The organism is Methylophilus sp. OH31 (genome assembly GCF_000576615.1).
Lineage (GTDB): Bacteria > Pseudomonadota > Gammaproteobacteria > Burkholderiales > Methylophilaceae > Methylophilus.
Genome location: NZ_BAUS01000004.1, coordinates 505,815 through 523,283 on the forward strand (window position 1 = coordinate 505,815; position 17,469 = coordinate 523,283).

At 50.4% G+C, this 17,469-nt stretch carries 22 protein-coding genes and 4 tRNA genes; 25 read left to right on the plus strand and 1 reads right to left on the minus strand.

Going from position 1 to position 17,469, the window contains the following annotated elements:
- From hisG to tatC, 14 genes are all read left to right on the plus strand, one after another.
- Entirely contained in the window at window positions 1–642 is a 642-nt protein-coding gene (hisG, locus tag OH31_RS08930) for an ATP phosphoribosyltransferase (RefSeq protein ID WP_019881182.1), read from the plus strand.
- 33 nt (window positions 643–675) lie between these two features.
- On the plus strand, window positions 676–1,971 hold the full coding sequence (gene hisD / locus OH31_RS08935) for a histidinol dehydrogenase (RefSeq protein WP_024930459.1): 1,296 nt from the start codon (window positions 676–678) through the stop codon (window positions 1,969–1,971).
- A gap of 24 nt (window positions 1,972–1,995) precedes the next feature.
- Window positions 1,996–3,060 carry a histidinol-phosphate transaminase gene (gene hisC, locus OH31_RS08940; RefSeq protein ID WP_024930460.1) on the plus strand — a complete coding sequence of 355 codons (1,065 nt, stop codon included), beginning with the start codon at window positions 1,996–1,998 and terminating at the stop codon, window positions 3,058–3,060.
- A gap of 217 nt (window positions 3,061–3,277) precedes the next feature.
- The gene (hxlA, locus tag OH31_RS08945) at window positions 3,278–4,159 is read left to right on the plus strand and encodes a 3-hexulose-6-phosphate synthase (RefSeq protein ID WP_019881185.1); all 882 of its coding nucleotides are present in this window, start codon (window positions 3,278–3,280) and stop codon (window positions 4,157–4,159) included.
- A gap of 158 nt (window positions 4,160–4,317) precedes the next feature.
- Window positions 4,318–4,908, plus strand: coding sequence for an imidazoleglycerol-phosphate dehydratase HisB (hisB, locus tag OH31_RS08950; protein WP_019881186.1), 591 nt, complete (start codon window positions 4,318–4,320; stop codon window positions 4,906–4,908).
- A gap of 16 nt (window positions 4,909–4,924) precedes the next feature.
- Entirely contained in the window at window positions 4,925–5,569 is a 645-nt protein-coding gene (gene hisH, locus OH31_RS08955) for an imidazole glycerol phosphate synthase subunit HisH (RefSeq protein ID WP_024930461.1), read from the plus strand.
- A gap of 53 nt (window positions 5,570–5,622) precedes the next feature.
- The gene (hisA, locus tag OH31_RS08960; RefSeq protein ID WP_024930462.1) at window positions 5,623–6,366 is read left to right on the plus strand and encodes a 1-(5-phosphoribosyl)-5-[(5-phosphoribosylamino)methylideneamino]imidazole-4-carboxamide isomerase; all 744 of its coding nucleotides are present in this window, start codon (window positions 5,623–5,625) and stop codon (window positions 6,364–6,366) included.
- Window positions 6,366–7,130 carry an imidazole glycerol phosphate synthase subunit HisF gene (gene hisF / locus OH31_RS08965; protein ID WP_024930463.1) on the plus strand — a complete coding sequence of 255 codons (765 nt, stop codon included), beginning with the start codon at window positions 6,366–6,368 and terminating at the stop codon, window positions 7,128–7,130. Before hisA ends, hisF begins: the two co-directional genes overlap by 1 nt.
- A complete protein-coding gene (hisI, locus tag OH31_RS08970) occupies window positions 7,127–7,510 on the plus strand; it encodes a phosphoribosyl-AMP cyclohydrolase (RefSeq protein WP_024930464.1) in 384 nt (127 codons plus the stop codon). Before hisF ends, hisI begins: the two co-directional genes overlap by 4 nt.
- Complete coding sequence (locus OH31_RS08975) at window positions 7,503–7,820, plus strand: phosphoribosyl-ATP diphosphatase (RefSeq protein ID WP_019881192.1); 318 nt, start codon at window positions 7,503–7,505, stop codon at window positions 7,818–7,820. The genes hisI and OH31_RS08975 overlap by 8 nt, the downstream gene beginning before the upstream one ends.
- Window positions 7,817–8,146, plus strand: coding sequence for a histidine triad nucleotide-binding protein (locus tag OH31_RS08980; protein WP_024930465.1), 330 nt, complete (start codon window positions 7,817–7,819; stop codon window positions 8,144–8,146). Before OH31_RS08975 ends, OH31_RS08980 begins: the two co-directional genes overlap by 4 nt.
- Window positions 8,147–8,175: 29 nt before the next feature.
- Window positions 8,176–8,358, plus strand: coding sequence for a Sec-independent protein translocase subunit TatA (gene tatA / locus OH31_RS08985; RefSeq protein ID WP_019881194.1), 183 nt, complete (start codon window positions 8,176–8,178; stop codon window positions 8,356–8,358).
- A gap of 13 nt (window positions 8,359–8,371) precedes the next feature.
- Entirely contained in the window at window positions 8,372–8,941 is a 570-nt protein-coding gene (gene tatB, locus OH31_RS08990) for a Sec-independent protein translocase protein TatB (RefSeq protein ID WP_024930466.1), read from the plus strand.
- A 24-nt stretch (window positions 8,942–8,965) separates the two neighbouring features.
- On the plus strand, window positions 8,966–9,703 hold the full coding sequence (tatC, locus tag OH31_RS08995) for a twin-arginine translocase subunit TatC (protein ID WP_024930467.1): 738 nt from the start codon (window positions 8,966–8,968) through the stop codon (window positions 9,701–9,703).
- 1 nt (window position 9,704) lies between these two features.
- Here the strand turns inward: tatC and OH31_RS09000 are convergent, their stop codons facing one another.
- The gene (locus tag OH31_RS09000; protein ID WP_024930468.1) at window positions 9,705–10,859 is read right to left on the minus strand and encodes a S1C family serine protease; all 1,155 of its coding nucleotides are present in this window, start codon (window positions 10,857–10,859) and stop codon (window positions 9,705–9,707) included.
- Between the two features lie 56 nt (window positions 10,860–10,915).
- Here OH31_RS09000 and OH31_RS09005 point away from each other — a divergent pair, with 56 nt between their 5' ends.
- From OH31_RS09005 to tuf, 11 genes are all read left to right on the plus strand, one after another.
- Window positions 10,916–11,662, plus strand: coding sequence for a Nif3-like dinuclear metal center hexameric protein (locus OH31_RS09005; protein WP_024930469.1), 747 nt, complete (start codon window positions 10,916–10,918; stop codon window positions 11,660–11,662).
- 116 nt (window positions 11,663–11,778) lie between these two features.
- Window positions 11,779–12,399, plus strand: a complete 621-nt coding sequence (petA, locus tag OH31_RS09010) for a ubiquinol-cytochrome c reductase iron-sulfur subunit (protein ID WP_019881200.1) — start codon at window positions 11,779–11,781, stop codon at window positions 12,397–12,399.
- Between the two features lie 5 nt (window positions 12,400–12,404).
- On the plus strand, window positions 12,405–13,691 hold the full coding sequence (locus OH31_RS09015; protein ID WP_024930470.1) for a cytochrome bc complex cytochrome b subunit: 1,287 nt from the start codon (window positions 12,405–12,407) through the stop codon (window positions 13,689–13,691).
- On the plus strand, window positions 13,691–14,401 hold the full coding sequence (locus OH31_RS09020) for a cytochrome c1 (RefSeq protein WP_232411247.1): 711 nt from the start codon (window positions 13,691–13,693) through the stop codon (window positions 14,399–14,401). The genes OH31_RS09015 and OH31_RS09020 overlap by 1 nt, the downstream gene beginning before the upstream one ends.
- 65 nt (window positions 14,402–14,466) lie before the next feature.
- Window positions 14,467–15,066 (plus strand): glutathione S-transferase N-terminal domain-containing protein, encoded by a 600-nt coding sequence (locus OH31_RS09025; protein ID WP_019881204.1) that lies wholly within the window; start codon window positions 14,467–14,469, stop codon window positions 15,064–15,066.
- Window positions 15,067–15,126: 60 nt separating this feature from the next.
- Window positions 15,127–15,540, plus strand: coding sequence for a ClpXP protease specificity-enhancing factor (locus tag OH31_RS09030; RefSeq protein WP_024930472.1), 414 nt, complete (start codon window positions 15,127–15,129; stop codon window positions 15,538–15,540).
- Between the two features lie 145 nt (window positions 15,541–15,685).
- Window positions 15,686–15,761: transfer RNA gene (locus OH31_RS09035), tRNA-Thr, on the plus strand.
- Between the two features lie 62 nt (window positions 15,762–15,823).
- Window positions 15,824–15,908: transfer RNA gene (locus OH31_RS09040), tRNA-Tyr, on the plus strand.
- Between the two features lie 70 nt (window positions 15,909–15,978).
- Window positions 15,979–16,054: transfer RNA gene (locus tag OH31_RS09045), tRNA-Gly, on the plus strand.
- Window positions 16,055–16,074: 20 nt separating this feature from the next.
- Window positions 16,075–16,149, plus strand: a tRNA-Thr gene (locus OH31_RS09050).
- A gap of 122 nt (window positions 16,150–16,271) precedes the next feature.
- Window positions 16,272–17,462 carry an elongation factor Tu gene (gene tuf, locus OH31_RS09055; protein WP_019881207.1) on the plus strand — a complete coding sequence of 397 codons (1,191 nt, stop codon included), beginning with the start codon at window positions 16,272–16,274 and terminating at the stop codon, window positions 17,460–17,462.
- Window positions 17,463–17,469: the final 7 nt, after the last annotated feature.

Genomic DNA, 17,469 nt, shown 5'->3' on the forward strand with positions numbered 1-17,469 from the left:
ATGATTACTATTGCACTCAGCAAAGGGCGCATTTTTGAGGAAACCACGCCACTGTTAGCAGCCGCTGGCATACAGGCGCTGGAAGATCCCGAATCTTCGCGCAAGCTGATTTTGCCAACCAATCGCGCAGATGTGCGTCTGATTATTGTACGTGCGACCGATGTACCCACTTATGTGCAATATGGGGCAGCGGATTTGGGCATTGCTGGCAAGGATGTGCTGGATGAACATGGCGGCGAAGGTTTGTACCAGCCGCTGGACCTCAATATCGCGCGTTGCAAAATGATGGTGGCGGTGCGTGAGGATTTCGATTACGAAGCCAGCATCCGTCAGGGCGCGCGCCTGAAAGTGGTTACCAAATATGTCAAAACGGCACGCGAGCATTTTGCCGCCAAAGGCATGCATGTGGATTTAATTAAGCTGTATGGTTCCATGGAGTTGGGCCCGTTGGTGGGTTTGGCGGATGCGATTGTCGACCTGGTCAGCACGGGCGGCACCTTGCGTGCCAACAAGCTGAAAGCGGTGGAAGAGGTCGGTGCGATCAGCTCGCGCCTGGTCGTCAATCAGGCTTCTTACAAGGTCAATCGTCCGTTGTTGCAACCGATTATTGACAGTTTTGCTGGTGCTATTCAAAAAAATTAGCCGCTATTCGAAAAGATTAACTGACAGAGATCTATGAAGATTAAACGTTTAAATACGCAGGACGCAGGTTTTGATGCTGAATTAAAAGCGCTGTTAGCTTTTGAAACCGCGCAGGATGACAATATCGACCAAGTGGTTGCCAATATCCTTAAGGATGTGAAAACACGTGGCGATGCAGCGGTACTCGAATACACCAATCGTTTTGATAAAACCAACGCCACCAGTCTGGCGGCGTTGGAAATCCCGCAAGCGGAATTGCATGCAGCCTTAAATGGCTTGCCAGCAGTGCAACGTGAGGCTTTGCAGGCGGCCGCTGACCGCGTGCGCAGCTACCACGAAAAACAAGTGATGCAGTCCTGGCAGTATACTGAAGCCGACGGTACATTGCTGGGTCAGCAAGTGACCGCGCTGGACCGCGTTGGCCTCTATGTACCAGGGGGTAAGGCGGCTTATCCTTCGTCGGTACTCATGAATGCGATTCCTGCCAAAGTGGCTGGCGTGCAAGAGTTGGTGATGGTGGTGCCGACGCCTAATGGGGAGAAGAATCCATTGGTATTGGCCGCCGCCGCTGTGTGTGGTGTGGATCGCGTGTTTTGTATTGGTGGCGCGCAAGCAGTGGGCGCCTTGGCTTATGGCACCGAGACCGTGCCGCAAGTCGATAAAATTGTTGGCCCAGGCAATGCCTATGTGGCTGCTGCCAAGCGCCGTGTATTTGGCGTGGTTGGCATTGATATGGTGGCCGGTCCGTCAGAAATTCTGGTTATCAGTGATGGCCAGAGCAATCCAGACTGGACAGCGATGGACTTGTTCAGCCAGGCCGAGCATGATGAATTGGCGCAAGCGATTTTGCTGTCACCAAGTGCTGAGTTTCTTGACCAGGTGCAGGCGAGTATTGAGCGCCAGGTTGGCGACATGCCACGCCAGGACATTATCCGCACTTCATTACAAAACCGTGGCGCCTTGATTCAGGTGAAAGATTTGGCCGAAGCGGCTGAGATTTGTAACTTCATTGCCCCTGAACACCTGGAGTTGTCTATGGATGATGCATTGGCATTCAGCAAACACATCAAACACGCCGGTGCGATTTTTATGGGGCGCGATACCTGTGAAGCGCTGGGCGATTATTGTGCCGGGCCTAACCATGTATTGCCAACCTCACGTACCGCGCGTTTCAGTTCGCCATTGGGAGTGTATGACTTTCAGAAGCGTTCCAGCCTGATTATGGTGTCATCCGCCGGGGCGCAAACACTGGGCAAGATTGCCGCCACCCTGGCATATGGCGAAGGCTTGCAGGCGCACGCTCGCAGTGCTGAATATCGCTTGAAATAACTGGTTGAATTTAAGAGTAATGTCATGAGTCAATATTGGAGTAAGCTGGTACACAGCCTGACCCCTTATGTGCCGGGTGAGCAGCCCAAGCTGCAAAACCTGGTCAAGCTGAATACCAATGAGAACCCTTATGGGCCTAGCCCGAAAGTGATCGCCGCGTTGCAGGCAGAAGCAGCTGACAGCTTGCGTTTGTACCCGGATCCGGATTCCAGTCGCCTGAAAGCAGCGATTGCCGAATATCATGGTTTGCAAACCAATCAAGTGTTTGTCGGTAATGGCTCGGACGAAGTGCTGGCGCATGTGTTTCAGGCCTTGCTCAAGCACGATCAGCCACTGCTTTACCCGGATATTACTTATAGTTTCTACCCTGTTTATTGCGGTCTTTACGGCATTGACTTTGAAACCGTGCCATTGAATACACGGTTTGAGATTGCGATTGACGATTACTTGCGCCCCAATGGCGGCATTATCTTCCCTAATCCCAATGCGCCAACCGGAATCCCAGTGGCGCTGAGCGAGATTGAGCGTCTATTAAAAGCCAATACGCAATCCGTAGTCGTGATTGATGAAGCCTATGTTGACTTCGGAACCGAGTCAGCCGTTTCTTTGGTGAATCAATATCCTAATGTGCTGGTCACGCATACTTATTCAAAATCGCGTTCTCTGGCGGGTTTGCGGGTGGGTTATGCCGTAGGGCATGCGGCGTTGATTGAAGCCCTGATTCGTGTGAAAGACAGTTTCAACTCGTATCCGATAGACCGCTTTGCGGAAGCGGGCGCCATTGCCGCCTTGCAAGACGAAGCCTATTTTCAGCAAACCCGCCAGCAAGTGATCGCTGCGCGTGATCAATTGGTGCTTGATTTGCAAGGCTTGGGGTTCGAAGTGTTGCCATCTGGCGCCAACTTTATTTTTGCGCGCCATCCAAAATACGCGGGAGAGCAATTGGCCGCGAGCTTACGTGAACAGGCGGTGATTGTACGCCACTTTAAAAAACCGGCACGTATCACCGACTTTTTGCGCATTACCATAGGCAACACATCTCAAAATCAGGCCTTGATGCAGGCATTGCAATCTATCGTGCAGGCTTGATGTCGTTAAAATCAAAGTATCTGCCGTAATCTGCCTGCTAATGGGCTGCAAATGGTTGTATCGTGACTTAAAAAAAATCGTCGCAATATTGTCATTTTTTTGAAAATACGGTTATGATGCACGCTATTGTACATAATGTGCAGTGAGGGTTGCGTTTGCATAATTGCTGCGCATTGATTCATTGGATTTAAAATAGAGCAAACTCGGAGGAAGAAAAATGGCACAAACCCAGATGGCATTGGACTCATTGGATTTCGACGCAACGATCGCTTTGGCAGCTAAAGTTGCTCCACACGTTGATATTCTGGAAATTGGTACCCCTTGTATCAAACACAACGGTATCGAATTGTTGAAAGCATTGCGTTCAAAATTCCCTAACAACAAAATTCTGGTTGACCTGAAAACCATGGATGCTGGCTTTTACGAAGCTGAGCCATTCTACAAAGCTGGTGCTGATATTTGTACCGTTTTGGGTACTGCAGATATCGGTACGATCAAAGGCGTAATCGACGCTGCCAACAAGTATGGCAAAGAAGCGCAAATCGACCTGATCAACGTTAAAGATAAAAAAGCCCGTACGCTGGAAGTGGTTAAATTGGGTGCACACATTATTGGTGTTCACACTGGTTTGGACCAACAAGCGGCTGGTCAAACACCATTTGCTGACCTGGGTCTGGTATCCGGTCTGAAAACAGGTGCTAAAGTGTCTGTTGCTGGCGGTGTTAAAGCTGCAACCACTAAACAAGTAGTTGATGCTGGTGCTGATATCGTAGTTGCCGGTGCGGCTATCTACGGTGCTGCTGACCCAGCAGCCGCTGCAACTGAAATCACCAAGATCGCTCACGGTGCTGGTACTGCCACTAAAGGCGGTAACAAATTGCTGCCATGGATCATTGCTGCAGTTGCTGCTGTATTGGTATTCTCTTTGTTGGGCAAAAAATCTGAAGAAGCTGCTCCTGCTGCTGAAGCACCAGCTGCTGAAGAGGTTGCTCCAGCTGATGCGGCACCTGCTGCTGAAGCCCCGGCTGCCGAAGAAGCTGCTCCAGCTGACGCGGCGCCTGCTGCAGAAGCTGCACCAGCCACTGAAGAAGCTAAATAATCGTCAGCTATCCTTGCGGATCGCTTTCTGATTTGAAAAAGCAGCCCATCTGGGCTGCTTTTTTGTTTTTCATGACAGCTTTTTGCCAGTGTGGCAGGACTTGCTGTAAAATGAACGCAATATTTGCAAACTCTCTGTGATCACCTTTCCTCTCTTATATGTCACGTCAAGCTGAAGTCACGCGTAATACGCTAGAAACACAAATTACCGTCTCGATTAACCTCGATGGCACCGGCCAATCAGACTTGCACAGCGGTTTGGGCTTTTTAGACCACATGCTGGATCAAATTGCCCGTCACGGCATGATTGATTTAAAGATTCATGCCAACGGTGACTTGCATATCGATGCACACCACACGGTTGAAGACATTGGCATCACACTTGGTCAGGCGTTTACCAAGGCCTTGGGTGATAAAAAAGGCTTGACCCGCTATGGTCACAGCTATGTACCACTGGACGAGGCCTTGAGCCGCGTGGCGCTGGATCTGTCTGGCCGCCCGGGTTTGGCGTTTGATTGCACCTTCACGCGCGCCATGATCGGCGAGTTTGATGTGGACCTGATTCATGAATTCTTCCAGGGCTTTGTCAATCATGCACTGGTGACACTGCATATTGATAACCTCAAGGGTCATAATGCCCATCATCAGGCAGAGACCATATTCAAAGCTTTTGGTCGTGCGCTGCGTATCGCCGCGACCCCAGATCCACGTATGGCAGGATTGATGCCATCTACCAAGGGTGCGTTATAACGCCTGATTGCTAACCATGAGTCGCTTGCAAGTTGCCATTGTTGATTATGGCATGGGTAATTTAAGATCGGTGGCCAACGCTTTTAAAGCGGTGGCCCCTTCCATTTCTGTCGCCGTCACCAGCGATCCTGAGCAGATTGCACAGGCGGAGCGCGTGGTGTTTCCTGGACAAGGTGCGATGCCGGATTGTATCCGTGAGCTCGATGCACGTCATTTACGTCAGGCGGTGATCGATGCGACACAACAAAAACCGTTTTTAGGTATTTGCATCGGTTTACAGATGCTATTTGAGCATTCGGAAGAGGGTGATGTGCCTGGTTTGGGTGTCTACCGCGGTGAAGTGAAGCGCTTTCCTGCAGACAAAATGCATGATGAGCAAGGTGCTAAACTCAAAGTGCCGCATATGGGCTGGAGTCAGGTGCATCAAACACAGGCCCATGCTCTGTGGTCTGAAATCCCCGATCAGGCGCGCTTTTATTATGTGCACAGTTATTATGTCGCACCGGAAGAGACTGCGTTAACCGCTGCCACGACGGCTTATCCGTTCGATTACACCGGGGCGATTGCGCGTGATAATGTGTTTGCCGTACAGTTTCACCCGGAAAAGAGCGCCAATGCAGGCTTGCAACTTTTGCGTAATTTTGTAAACTGGAAACCCTAAACGGATTTTCAGTCGTTTTAGTCACTACTCGTTATTTATCTATTGAAAACAACATGTTAATTATTCCAGCAATTGATTTGAAAGATGGCCACTGCGTCCGTTTGAAGCAGGGCCTGATGGAAGAGTCCACAGTATTTTCCGAAGACCCGGGCGCTATGGCACGGCATTGGGTAGATAAAGGCGGTAAACGTTTGCACCTGGTAGATTTGAACGGTGCGTTTGCCGGAAAACCCGTCAACGAAGATGCGATCAAGTCTATTGTCGCCGCTGTGGGTGGGGATATCCCTATCCAGTTGGGTGGTGGCATTCGTGACCTCGACACTATCGAGCGTTACCTGGATGATGGTATCAGTTATGTCATCATCGGCACGGCTGCGGTTAAAAATCCAGGTTTCTTGCACGAAGCCTGCTACGCCTTCCCTGGCCAGATTATGGTCGGCCTGGATGCCAAGGATGGCAAAGTCGCTGTCGATGGCTGGTCCAAATTGACTGGTCACGACGTCATTGACCTGGCGAAAAAGTTTGAAGACTACGGCGTGGAAAGCATTGTCTATACAGACATTGGCCGCGATGGCATGCTGACGGGTGTCAATATTGAAGCCACGGTTGCGCTGGCGCAGGCATTAACCATTCCTGTCATCGCCAGTGGCGGTGTCACCAATCTGGATGACGTGCGTAAACTGTGTGCAGTGCAGGATGAGGGCATTATCGGTACGATCACTGGCCGAGCCATTTATGAAGGCACGCTCGACTTCGCGGCAGCACAACAGTTGGCTGATCAACTGAGCGGTCAATAATGGGTTGCGCCAAACGCATTATTCCTTGCCTGGATGTCACTGATGGCCGTGTGGTCAAAGGGGTGAATTTCCTGGAGTTGCGGGATGCCGGTGATCCGGTTGAAATCGCGCAACGCTACAACGATCAAGGCGCTGATGAGCTGACTTTTCTGGATATTACTGCCAGCTCTGATAACCGCGACCTGATTTTGCACATTATCGAACGTGTCGCCGAACAGATATTTATCCCGCTCACCGTTGGTGGTGGCGTGCGTAAGGTGGAAGATGTGCGCCGCTTGCTTAATGCCGGTGCAGATAAGGTCAGTATCAATACAACGGCGGTGCTCAATCCACAAGTGGTTGAGGATGCGGCCAGCCGCTTCGGTTCGCAATGTATCGTGGTGGCGATTGATGCCAAAAAAGTAGATAACCAGCCGTTTGAGTGGGAAGTGTTCACTCATGGTGGCCGCAATCCCACTGGCTTGGATGCCGTGAAGTGGGCGCAAAAAATGGTCAACCTGGGGGCCGGTGAATTGCTGGTGACCAGCATGGATCGCGATGGTACTAAAATTGGTTTCAATAATCCGCTCAATAAGGCGATTAGTGATGCCGTCGATGTCCCATTGATTGCCTCTGGCGGTGTTGGTAATTTGCAGCACCTGGTGGATGGCGTGACGATGGGTGGCGCCGATGCGGTGTTGGCAGCAAGTATTTTTCACTATGGTGAATTCACGGTGCAACAGGCCAAAGACTATATGCGTGAACACGGACTGGAAGTGCGATGAGTTGGCTGGATCAAGTCGCCTGGACGACTGAGGGCCTGGTGCCTGTGATTGCCCAGGAAAAAGACACTGGCAAAATCCTGATGTTTGCCTGGATGAATCGCGAAGCTTTACAGCTGACGCGCGATACCGGGCATGCGGTGTATTTCTCCCGTTCGCGCAATAAATTGTGGCATAAGGGCGAAGAGTCCGGCCATACGCAAATCGTGCATGATATCCGCCTTGATTGCGACGACGACGTCGTCTTGATTACCGTCGAACAACTGGGCGGGATTGCTTGTCATACCGGTCGACACAATTGCTTTTTCCAGCAGTTGCAAGACGATGCCTGGGTCACGGTCGAGCCGGTGATCAAAGATCCGAAAGCGATTTACCATGAGTGATGTCTTAAACCGACTGTCTGAATTGATGGAGCAGCGTAAAACCGCCGACCCATCTTCTTCTTACGTCGCCAAACTCTATGCCAAAGGCATGGACAGCATCCTGAAAAAAATAGGCGAAGAAGCGACTGAAACCGTGATTGCGGCCAAGGGCGGTAAAGCTGAAGAAATTATTTATGAAACTGCCGATTTGTGGTTTCATACCTTGGTGATGTTGAGTCATGCCGGACTCAGTGCGCAGGACGTGCTGGATGAGCTGGCGCGCCGTGAAGGCTTATCTGGCATTGCAGAGAAAGCGAGCAGAACTGAATGAGTGCGGATTGTATTTTTTGCAAAATCGCTGCTGGCAATATTCCATCTAAAACAATTTATGAGGACGAAGATGTCATTGTGTTCCACGATATTCGTCCCTTGGCAAAAACGCATTTCCTGATTGTGCCCAAAGCACACATCGAAACACTGAAAGACTGTACAGCCGAGCATCAGGCGTTGTTGGGCAAGATGATGTTGTTAGCGGCCAAACTGGCGGCTGAACAAGGCTTGGTTGGTTATAAAACCGTGATGAATGTGGGTCGTGAAGGCGGTCAGGAAGTGTTTCATATTCATCTGCACGTGTTTGGCGGCGGCGCAGTGGCTTAGTACCACCAGACAAGATAAAGGAGATTACCATGGGTTCATTTAGTTTGTGGCATTGGCTGATTGTATTGCTGATTGTGGTGTTGGTATTTGGCACCAAGAAGCTGCGTAATATTGGCGGTGATGTCGGCGGTGCGGTGAATGAATTTAAAAAAGCCGTAAATGAAGGCAAGGCGGAGTCCAAGCCTGAAGAGTTGTCTGACAAAAACAAATAAGTGCTGACGCATTGTGTTTGATATTTCATTCTCAGAATTGCTGGTCATTGCTTTGGTTGCCCTGGTAGTTATCGGGCCGGAAAAGTTGCCAAAAGTCGCCCGCACTGCGGGCGCTTTTTTTGGTCGATTGCAGCGCTTTGTCACGCAAGTGAAGGACGAAGTGAATCGCGAAACGCGTTTTGCTGAACTGCAAACGCTGCAGCAAGAAGTGCAGTCCGGCTTGCGGCAAGGCTATGATGAGATTGAGCAAAGCATTCTGCCGCCGGTGATGGCGGAAGCGGCAGCGAATAAAACGCCGGTGAGCGAAGCAGTTGAGGCGACCGTGGTGGATGTCGATGTTGTCACGGTCAAAAAACCACGCAAGCCGCGTCAGCGTAAGCCTGTTGCGAATGCTGAGGAAACAATTACCGAAGTCGCTCAACCAGCGGCAGAGCATGGCGAGCATAAATTGCTGGATGCCGATCCGCAGGCGGAGTTGTTTGCTGTCGCTGCGGAAGATCAGAAGAAACCGCGCCGTCCGCGCAATGCCGCCAAGAAAAATGACGATACAGCGCCAGTGTCTGAACACAAACCGCTTGCTTAAGCCGTTCCGGATTTCCCTTCTATCATGACGCCGACCGAAAGTTTTATCTCCCACCTGATCGAATTGCGCCATCGTTTGTTGCGAGCGATTGTAGGATGGCTGGTGGCGTTTGCTGCCTTGTTCCCTTTTGCCGATCGATTGTATAGCTTGCTGGCGGCGCCCTTACTTGCCAAATTGCCACAAGGCGCACAAATGATCGCGACCGCAGTCACCACGCCGTTTTTCGTGCCGATGAAGGTCACCATGCTGACGGCATTCCTGATCGCGTTGCCATGGATGATTTATCAGTGCTGGGCTTTTGTTGCGCCTGGTTTATATGCACATGAAAAGCGATTGATCCGCCCCTTGCTGGCATCGGCAGTGGCTTTGTTTTTTATCGGCATGGCCTTTGCCTATTTTGTGGTGTTTCCTGTCGTGTTCAGCTTTTTGGTGGGTAGCGCACCGGCTGGTGTGACTGTGATGACGGACATTGCCGAATATCTTGATTTTGTGATTGGCTTGTTTCTGGCCTTTGGATTTGCGTTTGAGGTGCCGATTGCTGTGGTGTTGATGGCGCTCATGGGCTGGGTCACGCTGGCACAACTCAAAGAATCACGCTCTTATGTCATCGTGGGTGCTTTTGTACTGGGGGCGATTTTCACGCCACCAGATATCGTTTCCCAGTGTATGTTGGCCATCCCGCTGTGGTTACTCTATGAAATTGGTCTGCTGGTAGTGCGCTGGCTACCGCAACCAGCCGCCAGCGACTCTGCTGTCAACTAAGCTATTGCGGGATTTTACTCGGTAGTGGGCGCTTACCTACGACCAATGCAATATTCACTTTCTTGCCGGCGCGTATGATGGATAAGGTGGCTTTTTCGCGTGGCTTGAGCATGGCAATAATATTCAGCATGGACTGACTGTCTGCCACAGGCTTATCATCAATACCCACCAGAATATCGCCAGGACGCAATCCGGCACGATCAGCCGGGCTATCCAGCAACACGCCTGCAATCAGTGAGCCGTTAGCCGTTTTCAGGTTAAATGACTCTGCCAGCTCAGGGGTGATGTCTTGGGCTTCAATCCCGATCCAGCCACGTGTGACCGTGCCGCTCGAACTGATTTGTTCCATGACCTGTTTGGCAATGCTGACCGGAATGGCAAAGCCGATGCCCATGCTGCCGCCGTTGCGCGAATAAATCGCACTGTTGATGCCAATCAGGCTACCGTTGACGTCTATGAGCGCGCCGCCAGAGTTGCCCGGGTTAATCGAGGCGTCCGTCTGGATAAAGTTTTCAAAGGTATTAATGCCCAAATGGTTGCGGCCCAGCGCACTGATAATGCCTTGGGTCACGGTCTGGCCGACGCCGAAGGGGTTGCCAATGGCCAGCACGACATCGCCAACTTTCATTTGGTCGCTATTGCTAAAAGTAATCGCTGGCAGATTTTTACGGTCAATTTTTAGCACTGCCAGGTCTGTGTCCGGGTCGGTGCCAACCACGGTAGCGGAAGATTTACTGCCATCACTGAGCGCCACTTCGATCTGGTCGGCCGAGCTGATGACGTGGTTGTTGGTCAGGATCAGGCCATCAGCGCTCACAATCACACCGCTACCCAGGCTGTTTTCTGGTTGCTCGTCCTCTTCTTCCATTTCATCGCCGAAAAAGTGACGGAACAACGGGTCATTTTTTAAGGCATGGTGAGGATCCTGGCTAATGCGCGCGGTGGTGAATATATTGACCACCGAGGGCATGGCTTTGCTGACCGCTGTACGGTAGCCGTTTTTTGCAATGGCAGCGGTAGTATTGGTGGCGGCTTGTTTGGTGACCGCTGGTTGGCTGGGTTGTGTTAATACGCCGGGATAAAATAATTTCAAGACAAACAAAATGCCCAGACAAACGGTGACGGCTTGTGAGAAGATAGACCAGAGATGTCGCATAATTGCAAAAGTAAGTGAATGTCTTAACAAATGCCTAGTATATATGAGAGTCAGAGATGGAATTGAATCTTCTTGTCACTGAGTTAGCCAATTTTTTACAAGTTGGCAAATTTCAAGATTATTGCCCAAATGGTTTACAGATAGAAGGGCGGCCGCAAGTCAGGCGTATTGTCAGTGGCGTGACGGCTAGCCAGGCCTTGATTGAGGCGGCGATTGCGGCAGATGCCGATGCGATTCTGGTGCACCATGGTTACTTCTGGCGCGGTGAGGCCGCAGAGGTGACAGGCCTGAAGCGTCAGCGCTTAAAACGCTTGCTGACACATGATCTGAGTCTGTTGGCCTATCATTTGCCGCTGGATGCGCATGCTGAAGTCGGTAATAACGTGCAACTGGGCAAGGTGTTCGAGTGGTCAGTCACACGTTATCTTGATGATAAAAACATGTTGCCTGTAGCCGAGTTGCCACAAGTTATGACGCTTGCGCAGCTAGGTGAGCATGTGAGCACTTGCCTGGGGCGACAGGCGCAGTTGCTGGGTGATCCGCAAAAACAGGTGCGAACAGTGGCCTGGTGTACGGGGGCGGCGCAGTCCTATATCCAGCAGGTGGTGAATGCCGGCGTGGACGTGTTTATCAGTGGTGAGGTCTCAGAGCAAACCTGGCACACCGTGTGTGAAACTGATACGGCTTACATTAGTGCTGGCCATCACGCCACTGAGCGCTATGGCGTGCAGGCCCTGGGGCAATGGATCGCCGAAAAGTATGGCATTGAGCACATTTATGTTGAGCTGGATAACCCGGTTTAGTTTATTAATATCAATGACTTATTGAATTAAATTTGGCTTGTTTCTGCGAAAAATGTATAATCGCGACTCAAGTTTTGATCACACTGTTGCCCCAAAAGGGTAGATTAAGGAAGCCAATGTCAGAAAACAAAATTGACAACAACTGTTTGTCGTTTTGCCAGCCATCTGAGGTGGATTTGCAAAAACGCGACTTCTTGGTGAAAGCTACGGCGGCTACAGGCGCTGTGGGTGTTGCCGCTGTCGCGGTGCCGTTTGTCGGCAGCATGTTGCCAAGTGAGCGCGCCAAAGCGGCCGGTGCACCTGTAGAGGTGGATATCAGCAAGCTGAAGCCAGGTGAGAAAATGACGGCCGAGTGGCGCGGTCAGCCGGTATGGATTGTGCGCCGTACACCAGAAATGCTGGCCAAACTGGTTAAGCATGACGATCAGTTGTCTGATCCTAACCTGGAAGTACCACAACAGCCTGAATACTGTAAAAACAAAGATCGTTCAATTAAGCCTGAATACGCTGTGATGTTGGGTACATGCACGCATTTGGGTTGCTCGCCAAACGACAACTTTGTAGAGACAGCGGAGTGGCCAGGTGGTTTTGTCTGTCCATGTCACGGCTCTAAATTCGACTTGTCCGGCCGTGTGTTCAAGGGTTCACCAGCGCCAAAAAATCTGTTGATTCCACCACACCAATACCTGACAGACACCACATTGCTGATTGGTGAAGATAAAAAGGCGGAGGCTTAAATATCATGGCAAATAATAATAAAACGATTGCCGCTGGCGTGCTGGATTGGGTAGATGCCCGTTTCCCGCTGACCAGTACTATCAAGGGACATCTGACCGAGTATTACGCGCCAAAAAATTTCAACTTCTGGTATTTTTTTGGTTCTTTGGCTTTATTGGTGCTGGTACTGCAAATCGTTACCGGTATCTTTTTGACCATGAACTACAAGCCAGATGCTGAATTGGCATTTGCTTCAGTGGAATACATCATGCGCGATGTGTTCGGCGGCAACATTATTCGCTATATGCACTCTACCGGCGCTTCCATGTTCTTTGTGGTGGTTTACCTGCACATGTTCCGTGGCATTATTTACGGCTCATACAGAACGCCGCGTGAGCTGATCTGGTTGTTTGGTGTGGGTATTTTCCTGGTGTTGATGGGTGAGGCGTTCTTCGGCTACCTGCTGCCATGGGGTCAAATGTCCTACTGGGGTGCGCAGGTGATTGTGAACCTGTTCTCTACCGTGCCATTCATCGGTCCTGACTTGTCAGAGTGGTTGCGTGGTGACTATCTGGTTTCCGATGCAACCTTGAACCGTTTCTTTGCTTTCCACGTGATTGCTTTGCCATTAGTGCTGTTGGGCCTGGTCGCTGTGCATATCGTTGCTTTGCACGAGGTTGGCTCTAATAACCCTGATGGCGTTGAAATCAAAAAGCATAAAGATAAGGCAACCGGTATTCCGCTGGATGGCATCCCTTTCCATCCTTACTACTCGGTAAAAGACCTGGTAGGTGTGGTCGCGTTCCTGATGGTGTTCTTTGCCATTGTGTTCTTTATGCCGGAGATGGGTGGTTACTTCCTTGAAGCTAACAACTTTATTCCTGCTGATCCGCTGAAAACGCCGGCACACATTGCACCGGTATGGTACTTCACGCCTTATTACTCCATCCTGCGTGCCGTGCCGCCAATCGGTATTTCGCAATTCCCCGGGGTAGTGGCGATGGGCTTGTCAGTTGTTGCATTTGCCTTCCTGCCTTGGTTGGACAGAAGCCCGGTGAAGTCGATTCGCTACCGTGGCAAATTGTACAAGCGCTGGTTGACCGCCTTTGTTATCAGCTTTGTCATTCTGGGCTATCTGGGTACGGTTCCGGGCGATGTCTGGGGTCAGTTCGGGCCATGGCTGGGGGGCGCAGACCGTGCGACTGTGGTTGCCCGTATTTGTATGGCGATTTACTTTGCATATTTTGTATTAATGCCTTGGTACACCAAAAAAGATCAAACCAAGCCTGTGCCAGAAAGGGTGACATACTAATGATGAAGAAAATGTTTTTGCAGGCTTTCGCTAGCCTGACACTGCTGGTTTCTGGCGTGGCATTGGCCAATGAAGTACACATTGATGTCAAGGCACCAATCAAGATGACAGATAAAGCGTCATTGCAGCGCGGCGCCAAGATTTTTGTCAATTACTGCTTGAATTGCCATAGTGCCAATTACATGCGCTACAACCGTTTGCAGGATATCGGCCTCACCGACAAGCAGATCAAGGAAAACTTGCTGTTTGCCGGTGAAAAGGTTGGTGAGACCATGCGCGTCAGCATGAATCCTAAAGATGCCAAGAAATGGTTCGGTGCTGCACCGCCTGACTTGAGCGTTGAAGTGCGCGCGAGGGGCGCGGACTGGGTGTATGCCTATCTGCGTAGCTTCTACAAGGATGACACACGTCCAACCGGCTGGAATAACCAGGTGTTTGACAAGGTGGCAATGCCGCACGTGTTGTATGAGTTGCAGGGTGTGCAAGTGCTGGATCATGAAACACACACGCTGAAGCTGGAAAAAGCAGGCAAGCTGAGTCCTGAGGAGTACGACCAGTTTGCGGGTGATTTGACCAACTTCCTGGCATTTATGGCTGAGCCAGCCAAACAATCCCGCTATTGGATTGGCGTACTGGTGTTGCTGTTCCTGTCTGTATTGTTCGTCTTGGTGAAGAAAATCAAAACCGAATACTGGAAAGATATTCGCTAATTGCAAACCAAGTCCGACACCAAGGCGTGAGGCCTTGGTGTCTTTTTTTATAGGGAAAATAAATTATGATGAGATTGTATTCGGGTACTGTCGATCCTTACAGTCACCGTTGCCGTATCGTATTGTTCGAAAAAGGCATGGATTTTGAAGTCATTGATGTTGACCTGACCAACAAAACCGAAGATTTGGCCATTTTGAATCCATATGGCGAAGTGCCGGTGTTGGTTGAGCGCGACCTCGTGTTGTCGGAAGCCAATATCATCAATGAATATATTGATGAGCGCTTTCCGCATCCGCAGTTAATGCCTGCGGATCCTGTGATGCGCGCACGTGCGCGGCTGTTCCTGTACAACTTTGAAAAAGACTTGTTCAGCCATATCAAGGATATTGAATCCAGTAATGAAGAGACGGCAGACAAGGCTCGTAAAGTGGTGCGTGATAACCTGACGCAATTGGTGCCGATTTTTGGCAAGCAAAGTTACCTGATGGGGGATGAGTACTCCATGCTTGACGTTGCCATCACGCCATTGTTATGGCGCTTGGGCCATTACGGCATTGAGTTGCCAAATCAGGCTTCGCCATTGCTGAAATACGCAGAGCGCCTGTTCTCCCGCCCGATGTACGCGGAAGCCATGACGCCTTCTGAAAAGGCAATGCGTAAATAACGTCAGCCAGTCCCCAAGCAGCGCGAATACCCTTCGCGCTGTTTTTTTAAGGAAATTCGCATGAGCACCCTGATTCCTACCACCGCTTACCTGATACGTGCCATACATGAGTGGTGTGTTGATAATGGATTGACGCCACATCTGCTAGTGAAAGTCGATGCGCATACGCGGGTACCTATGGCCTATGTAAAAAATGGCGAGATTGTGCTCAACATGAATTACACAGCGGTGAAAGATCTGCATATCGATAACGATGCAGTAGTGTTTTCTGCCCGTTTCAGTGGGGTTGCACAGCATATATATGTGCCAATTAGCCGGGTAGGGGGCGTGTTCGCGCGCGAGAATGGTCAGGGCATGTTTTTTGAAGTCGTGGATGGCCAGGCCCCGGAGCCGGGAACCCGGGCTGCAATGCCAGTGGATGAGGTGCCGGAAGTGCCGGTTGCTAAAAAATCTCACCTCAAGGTAGTTAAGTAGAAAAGGGCCTGTTTGCCATCGTCTGTGGCGCGATTTGTCTATATGCAGAAACGACGTTGCATTTTTTCAACGAAAAATAAAAAATTCTTAAAAAAGCACTAGATCACTTCCTAAAAAAAGTGATATAGTTGCGCCTTCCTGAAATGCCGGGTTAGCTCAGTTGGTAGAGCAGCGCACTTGTAATGCGAAGGTCATCAGTTCGATTCCGATACCCGGCACCAAATTTATGTTGACTGACATTGACGTCAGTGACATTAACCGCGATAATCGCGGTCGATTTTTTGGAGAGGTGGCCGAGTGGTTAAAGGCGACGGACTGTAAATCCGTTCTCTCTGAGTACGCTGGTTCGAATCCAGCCCTCTCCACCAAAAAATGATTGCCTGTAGGTATTGCTGTAAAGCGGGTCGGTGAGAACCCTCCTTGGGTGTTCTGCATAGTGCGGGTGTAGCTCAGTTGGTAGAGCACTTGCCTTCCAAGCAAGATGTCGCGAGTTCGAACCTCGTCGCCCGCTCCAACAATAACAATAGGCAAAACGCCCATGTGGCTCAGTGGTAGAGCACTCCCTTGGTAAGGGAGAGGTCGCGGGTCCGATTCCCGCCATGGGCACCAGATTTGCTCTGTAAATCTACGGGGCTTGGTAAGTAGTCGCGTGCAAGGGTGCTGTCATCCGCGTCGCATAATTTGTGAAAACAATTATTGGCTTTATTTAGTACTAATAAAGGAAAAACATCATGGCAAAAGGCAAATTTGAGCGTACCAAGCCACACGTGAACGTTGGTACGATTGGTCACGTTGACCACGGTAAGACGACATTGACAGCGGCGATCACCACTGTATTGACGAAGAAATTTGGCGGCGAAGCAAAAGCTTACGACCAAATTGACGCGGCACCAGAAGAAAAAGCACGTGGTATTACGATTAACACAGCGCACGTTGAGTACGAGACAGCTTCACGTCACTACGCACACGTTGACTGTCCAGGTCACGCTGACTACGTTAAAAACATGATTACCGGTGCTGCCCAGATGGACGGCGCAATCCTGGTATGTTCAGCTGCTGACGGCCCAATGCCACAAACACGTGAGCACATCCTGTTGGCCCGCCAAGTTGGTGTTCCATACATCGTTGTGTTCCTGAACAAAGCAGACATGGTTGACGATGCTGAGTTGTTGGAGCTGGTTGAGATGGAAGTACGTGACTTGCTGAGCAAGTATGACTTCCCAGGTGATGACACCCCAATCATCCACGGTTCAGCTAAATTGGCGCTGGAAGGCGACCAATCAGACATCGGCGAACCAGCGATCTTCAAATTGGCTGAAGCGTTAGACAGCTACATCCCAACACCAGAGCGCGCAATCGACGGCGCATTCCTGATGCCAGTAGAAGACGTATTCTCTATCTCTGGTCGTGGTACTGTAGTAACCGGCCGTATCGAGCGTGGTATCGTTAAAGTCGGCGACGAAATCGAAATCGTAGGTATCAAGCCAACACTGAAAACAACCTGTACTGGTGTTGAAATGTTCCGTAAACTGCTGGACCAAGGTCAAGCAGGCGACAACGTAGGCGTATTGCTGCGTGGTACTAAGCGTGAAGAAGTTGAGCGTGGTCAAGTATTGTCCAAATCAGGTTCTATCAAGCCACACACCAAGTTCACAGCAGAGATCTACGTGTTGGGTAAAGATGAAGGTGGTCGTCATACACCATTCTTCAACGGCTACCGTCCACAGTTCTACTTCCGTACAACTGACGTAACTGGTGCAGTTGAATTGCCAGCAGGTACCGAAATGGTAATGCCAGGTGACAACGTATCCATCTCAGTTGCACTGATTGCTCCAATCGCGATGGAAGAAGGCTTGCGCTTCGCTATCCGTGAAGGTGGTCGTACCGTTGGTGCTGGCGTCGTTGCCAAAATCATCGAGTAATAGTTGA

Coding starts and splice junctions, on each gene's coding strand:
- hisG (WP_019881182.1), top strand. CDS start 1: ATGATTACTATTGCACTCAGCAAAGGGCGCATTTTTGAGGAAACCACG.
- hisD (WP_024930459.1), top strand. CDS start 676: ATGAAGATTAAACGTTTAAATACGCAGGACGCAGGTTTTGATGCTGAA.
- hisC (WP_024930460.1), top strand. CDS start 1,996: ATGAGTCAATATTGGAGTAAGCTGGTACACAGCCTGACCCCTTATGTG.
- hxlA (WP_019881185.1), top strand. CDS start 3,278: ATGGCACAAACCCAGATGGCATTGGACTCATTGGATTTCGACGCAACG.
- hisB (WP_019881186.1), top strand. CDS start 4,318: ATGTCACGTCAAGCTGAAGTCACGCGTAATACGCTAGAAACACAAATT.
- hisH (WP_024930461.1), top strand. CDS start 4,925: ATGAGTCGCTTGCAAGTTGCCATTGTTGATTATGGCATGGGTAATTTA.
- hisA (WP_024930462.1), top strand. CDS start 5,623: ATGTTAATTATTCCAGCAATTGATTTGAAAGATGGCCACTGCGTCCGT.
- hisF (WP_024930463.1), top strand. CDS start 6,366: ATGGGTTGCGCCAAACGCATTATTCCTTGCCTGGATGTCACTGATGGC.
- hisI (WP_024930464.1), top strand. CDS start 7,127: ATGAGTTGGCTGGATCAAGTCGCCTGGACGACTGAGGGCCTGGTGCCT.
- OH31_RS08975 (WP_019881192.1), top strand. CDS start 7,503: ATGAGTGATGTCTTAAACCGACTGTCTGAATTGATGGAGCAGCGTAAA.
- OH31_RS08980 (WP_024930465.1), top strand. CDS start 7,817: ATGAGTGCGGATTGTATTTTTTGCAAAATCGCTGCTGGCAATATTCCA.
- tatA (WP_019881194.1), top strand. CDS start 8,176: ATGGGTTCATTTAGTTTGTGGCATTGGCTGATTGTATTGCTGATTGTG.
- tatC (WP_024930467.1), top strand. CDS start 8,966: ATGACGCCGACCGAAAGTTTTATCTCCCACCTGATCGAATTGCGCCAT.
- OH31_RS09000 (WP_024930468.1), bottom strand. CDS start 10,859: ATGCGACATCTCTGGTCTATCTTCTCACAAGCCGTCACCGTTTGTCTG.
- OH31_RS09005 (WP_024930469.1), top strand. CDS start 10,916: ATGGAATTGAATCTTCTTGTCACTGAGTTAGCCAATTTTTTACAAGTT.
- petA (WP_019881200.1), top strand. CDS start 11,779: ATGTCAGAAAACAAAATTGACAACAACTGTTTGTCGTTTTGCCAGCCA.
- OH31_RS09015 (WP_024930470.1), top strand. CDS start 12,405: ATGGCAAATAATAATAAAACGATTGCCGCTGGCGTGCTGGATTGGGTA.
- OH31_RS09020 (WP_232411247.1), top strand. CDS start 13,691: ATGATGAAGAAAATGTTTTTGCAGGCTTTCGCTAGCCTGACACTGCTG.
- OH31_RS09025 (WP_019881204.1), top strand. CDS start 14,467: ATGATGAGATTGTATTCGGGTACTGTCGATCCTTACAGTCACCGTTGC.
- OH31_RS09030 (WP_024930472.1), top strand. CDS start 15,127: ATGAGCACCCTGATTCCTACCACCGCTTACCTGATACGTGCCATACAT.
- tuf (WP_019881207.1), top strand. CDS start 16,272: ATGGCAAAAGGCAAATTTGAGCGTACCAAGCCACACGTGAACGTTGGT.